This is a genomic window from Enterococcus cecorum (assembly GCF_052119425.1).
Classification (GTDB): Bacteria; Bacillota; Bacilli; order Lactobacillales; family Enterococcaceae; genus Enterococcus_E; species Enterococcus_E cecorum_C.
In genome coordinates this window covers 1-4,883 of sequence record NZ_JBQKFH010000074.1, presented here as the reverse complement: position 1 = coordinate 4,883, position 4,883 = coordinate 1, and the positions used below count along the sequence as shown (strand labels likewise).

At 33.5% G+C, this 4,883-nt stretch carries 4 protein-coding genes; all 4 read right to left on the bottom strand.

Annotation, left to right across the window (positions count from 1 at the left end):
- Positions 1-623, bottom strand: a 623-nt coding sequence (locus tag ACTQZM_RS11700) for a restriction endonuclease subunit S (protein ID WP_441653866.1), incomplete at its 3' end; no start/stop codon positions are given.
- 89 nt (positions 624-712) lie between these two features.
- Entirely contained in the window at positions 713-1,276 is a 564-nt protein-coding gene (locus ACTQZM_RS11695; protein WP_441653865.1) for a hypothetical protein, read from the bottom strand.
- A 68-nt stretch (positions 1,277-1,344) separates the two neighbouring features.
- Positions 1,345-1,530 carry a hypothetical protein gene (locus ACTQZM_RS11690; RefSeq protein WP_113842401.1) on the bottom strand — a complete coding sequence of 62 codons (186 nt, stop codon included), beginning with the start codon at positions 1,528-1,530 and terminating at the stop codon, positions 1,345-1,347.
- A 150-nt stretch (positions 1,531-1,680) separates the two neighbouring features.
- Positions 1,681-4,665 (bottom strand): type I restriction endonuclease subunit R, encoded by a 2,985-nt coding sequence (locus tag ACTQZM_RS11685; protein WP_441653864.1) that lies wholly within the window; start codon positions 4,663-4,665, stop codon positions 1,681-1,683.
- Positions 4,666-4,883: the final 218 nt, after the last annotated feature.

The following is a 4,883-nucleotide window of genomic DNA, read 5'->3' as shown; positions in this document are numbered from 1 at the left end:
TTTCTTTCAACCATTCCAAATTCTTGAGAAGCTGATAGCACTGGTAAATCAATATGACCCTTTTCTGAAATCGTAATAAATATTTCCTTTGCTTTCCGCTGTTTCCAAGCATCAGTAAAGCCAGAAAAACGAATTTCTGGGATATTTGTTCCAGATTTAGGAAACATTTTTGATAAAAGCGTGTTTTTTAATTGCTCAAGTTGTTCTAGTTTACGCTGATGAAGGGTTATTAGTTTATCTAATTTATAAAAAAAAGTACCTATCACTATTTCTTCTTCAATATCCGTTATACCTATTTTGTATTTTGATAATTGAGGTGCTGTTAATTGTGGTACACCTGTTGATTCAGAATATATTCTCTTTAAATTTATTGCGTTTTCTAGAAAAAGTGAATTATGTTTTGAGATTAAAGTTAATAACCTTACAACGGGGGTGAAATTTGTATCTCTAGCCTTAGCGTGTCCTATATCTCCTCTTCCAGTTACTGTAACTGCAGGGGTTTTTATTCTATAATAATCATCATAATATCCAACAATACCTTCATTTGTTAATGCATTTGCAATTACAGGATATTTTCCATATTCCTTTAATTTACTTTTATCTACATCTCCACCAGCTACTATTTCTGCTACTTTCCCTAACTTCCGCTGTTCCCAAACGCGCGCAATATTGGCAATATCTATTCAGAATTAGACTGGTGATTTCGGTTATTTCATTTATTTTCAGATTTTATCTTACCTTCTAGAATTTGGATTGTGAATTGGTCGAGATTATCGATTTGTTGATACATCTTCTTTTTCAATTGTTGCAATTTTAGGTAGATTTGACCGATTTCTTGTTGCTTTTCGAGTGACACCATAGGCAATAACAATGAATTCAATCCTGATTTAGTTAATTTTTGTACTACAGTTGTTCCTTGTAACTGCTTATTTTTTTCTTTTAACACTTCTCTATTTTCATTGTATAAATAGACAAAGTAACTTTTATCTATCGTATAGTTCAAAAAATCAACCTTAAAAAAATTCCCTGTTAACAACTTTCCTTGGTTTTCTGAACTAACAATAGCAGCACGTTGATTTATATTATTGATTACCACATCGCCTGGTTTCACATACAAATCAGCATTTTCTTTATCAAACAATAATTCATTTGGCTTCGTTGCAATCATATCATCAATTTCAAAAGATTTTTGATCATACAATTTATCGACATCAGAAGAAATTCTACTCGTATTCATTCCTTGTGTAAGATGTACAATTTCTATTAATGGAATCATATAAAACATCCTTTTCTATTCTTTAAAGCTATCTAGTATCCATTCAGTACATTTCATTTTCATCTACTTCACCTTACAAATTCTTTCCGACTAATTACCTTCTTTTGACGTTGCCGCAATCTAAAGGTAAACAAATCCCGATATAACTCTAACTCTTCTTCTGTTTCAGCTTCTTCGTACGCACGTTTTAATTCCAACATATCCATCTGCATTACTTCGTTGTAAATTCTTTTTAACTCTTTCTCTATTTCCACCTTATTCGCCTTCTTTTATTTAATGTATTTTAACTAAATTACAAAATTATAATACTATCAAAAAGGATTTTTTTAACACTTTTAAGTAATTTATTTAAATTTCAACAAAAGAGAGTCTCTGAATTTAGAAACTCTCTTTTATTACTCTCTCTATTTTCTTGTACGCAACGGCAAAATTTCCTTTTCAACAACTTCTTTAATGCCACGTTTTAATTGATTCTTATACTTCATTGGATTGATATCTTCTGCATGGTGTAATTCTTTATATTTCTTATAGTCACCAGATTTACGTAATTCAGATTCACCTAATTGTTTATCAATATGTGGACGATAATTCGCTGCATAATAGGCCAGCGCTTCTTCTGATACAGCCCAATCATTCGCAATTTGTTTCAACTTTTCATTCTGTGTTTCTTGAATTTTCTTTTCAAGTAAGTATGAAATAGATTCTCCACGGTATTTTTCTGGGTCTAATTGAACTTCGAACCAAATTTGATTAATCAACTCAGCCAATTGAGGATTATGTTTCGACAAATCATCAATATAGCCACTGATTACCTTAGCTTCTTTTTCCGTCATTTCATTATTAGAACCATCTTCTTCAGGAATAAAGCTTTGAATTAACCGTAAAATATATTCATAGTTGATTTCATCTGTACGAATGCTTTCTAATTCATAATATACATCGAATGGTTCATCATCATCATTATTATCATCGTCTTTTTTACGTCGTCTTAATTCATCAAGGACATTTTCATATTTTCCAGCATACTTTTCAATTTCTTCTTTCGTTAATTGAGCTTCCCGCATGACTTCTTCTTCATCATAATCAGCATAGACTTGAATCGATGAAAAATACTTATCGAACTCTTGGAAGGCTTTAGCAAATCTACGTAATTCTTCGTCTGTAGCTGAATCAATGTTTGGTGTATCATCCGAAGTCGGAGCGATATTTTTGAGATTCCTTAATACATCATCAAAATTAGCTTTTTCTTCTTCCCAACTTGGTGCCAATACGTGATTTTTCCCACCACTAGAGTATAAAGTTAAAGCATTATCTACAGCTTCTTGGAATTTGTCAGGCATTTGGAAAGTAACAATTTGACCATGCTTCTTATGATTATCAAACAAACGGTTTGTACGGCTAAATGCTTGAATTAAATCTTGTGGCTTCATCGGTTTACGGTCAATAAATAAAGTTGATAAACATGGTGCATCAAACCCTGTTAACAAACGATTGACCACGATAATTAAGTCTAATTGTTCTGAACGAATCTTATATCTATCGCGTTTTCTTGCTAAACGATCATTGACATTGGTATTATAACTCACTAAATCATCAACGGAAAACTTAGTATCAAATTCTTGATTATAGTAATCGATAGCTTCTTGCATTTTTTCACGATTAGATTGACTATCTTCATCATTTTCAGTGACCGAGTATGTAATCGCAATTTTGGGAAAATCTGGTAAAAACTTCTTAGTACGTTCACTAATTTTTAATTCACTTTCACCATTCTTGATTTTCACGAGTAACTCGAAATATTTCTGTGCCATTGCTATGTTTTTTACCGTTAGCATGGCTTCATATGCTTCACCTTCACCATTTTTCATTCCCAATTTATTTTGTGATTTGTTTAATATTTGGTCTAAAACAGCTAGCATATGTTCTTCGTTTTCATAGGCTGCATCTGGAATATCTTCTTCCTTAACATCAGGCATAGTTGTCATATACTCGATTTGGAAACCTAACACAGCTTTATCATGTATAGCTTCTTTAACTGTATAAGCATGTAGCTTTTCACCGTATTGTTCTTCCGTCGTTTGTGCTAAATCCCCTATCTGTTCACGCTTATTCTCCGCAAAAATCGGTGTACCGGTAAAACCATACCATAAAGATTTACGCATAAATTGTTTAATATGATGCTGTGCTTGTGGCGTAACTGCGCGGTGGCACTCATCCACAACAAAAGCCACTTTTTTATCTTTAATCTTATTTGCTTCTCGTACATATTTTCCATCTTCGAATTTTCGCAACATGGTATTGATTTTTTGAATCGTCGTCACAACCACGGTTTGATCATCTGAAGAAAGACGTTTAACCAAATGATCCGTATTTTCAGTTTCATCAATATCTACAGTATCATTCGCTGCATAACTCATAAAGCTAGAAGTTGTTTGCTGATCTAAGTCTTTTCTATCCACGATAAAGATTGTTTTATTAATAGTTGGTTCTTGTAATAAATTTCGTGCCACTTTATAACTCGTCAACGTTTTACCCGAACCAGTCGTATGCCAGACATAGCCACTTTTTTGCTCACGACTAGCTTGTTTCACCGCTTCAATCGCATGTACCTGGTAAGGGCGTAAAATAATTAATGCTTTTTTCTCATCATCAATCACTGAATACTGCATCACCATCTCATGTGCCCGAGGGATTGAAAGGACATGTTCGGTAAATGAAACCAAATCTTTGACCGGATGATTATTTTTATCCACCCAACCAGTTAAGAATTGTTCATTGATTTTTCCATCTCTAGCCGCCGCGATATATTTCGTTTCTACTCCATTTGATACGACAAACATTTGTAAAGCCGAATAAATTCCTCGAAACATTCCTTCACGTTCATACTTACGAATTTGACGGAAAGCATCCATAAATGGTGCTGAATGATTTTTTAACTCGATATGAATCATTGGCAATCCATTAATCAATAATGTCACATCTAGTCTGCGGTCACGCTGATTTTGACGTACGACTTGATTAACCACTTCATAGACCGATTTTCCTCCAGCAATATGATTTCGATGCAATACTTCTAGACGGATAGTACCTAGACTTGCATCTTCACGCTGGACTTGCACTTTTGCGATACCATTTTCACCAGCAATCCATTTAGCTGCTTCATAAAAGTTAGGAAACATCAATTGGTTTTTGATTTGTTCTTTTTCTTGAGCTGTTAAGGGATGATCATTTAACGCTTTAGTATTATTTGATTCTAATATCTTAAAGAAATTTTTCCATAGTTCTGCTTCTGTATGAATATCCCCACGGTATTTCCATTGGCTAATTCCATTTGTTAATTGATGAATTAATCTTTGCTCCATCTCATTTTCAAGTGTATACTCTATCATTACTAAACCCCTTTCGTCACTCTCTCAACGTCATTTTATCACGAAAAACACCTACAAAAAAGTAGAAAAACAAAGAGTATAAAAAAACGGTAGCGACCCCACTTTTTTTGAGGTGACCCCAAAAAGTTAGACTTTTTTACGAGACGACTCCGGTCGTCTCGTTTTCATTATGCAGCTAAAAGATGGAGCCTATATTGAACAGGACTCATCCATCCTAA

What these genes read in the sequence shown, in the direction of transcription:
- ACTQZM_RS11685 (WP_441653864.1), bottom strand. Translation starts at nt 4,665, where the DNA reads ATGATAGAGTATACACTTGAAAATGAGATGGAGCAAAGATTAATTCAT.
- ACTQZM_RS11695 (WP_441653865.1), bottom strand. Translation starts at nt 1,276, where the DNA reads ATGATTCCATTAATAGAAATTGTACATCTTACACAAGGAATGAATACG.